Here is a 246-nt window from a genome sequence, read left to right as displayed (position 1 = left end):
GGGCGGGACGGCCCAACTGGAAGGGCTGATCGGTGAAGGCAAGAAGTGGGTTGACCTCTCCCTGACCAAAGACCTGACCGACGCTTACCGAGCCGTCAACGAGGCAATGAACTCATCGCTGGGCAAGGGGGCCAAGCCCGTCGCGGCCGTAAACGCCTACTTGGACGTGACCGGGAACGGCGTCTACGCGGACACCGGCGTGACGCAATTCTCACCCGAAGCGAAGGCGCTGGCCCGCTTCATTGC

The 246-nt window shown here is 63.8% G+C and carries 1 protein-coding gene; it reads left to right on the top strand.

Annotation, left to right across the window (positions count from 1 at the left end; genetic code table 11):
- Positions 1 to 246, top strand: a 246-nt coding sequence (locus EOD29_RS36390; protein ID WP_164764058.1) for a hypothetical protein, incomplete at both ends; no start/stop codon positions are given.

Source organism: Mesorhizobium sp. M1A.T.Ca.IN.004.03.1.1 (genome assembly GCF_003997555.1).
Taxonomy (GTDB): Bacteria; Pseudomonadota; Alphaproteobacteria; order Rhizobiales; family Rhizobiaceae; genus Mesorhizobium.
This window is presented reverse-complemented; position numbering and strand designations above follow the sequence as displayed.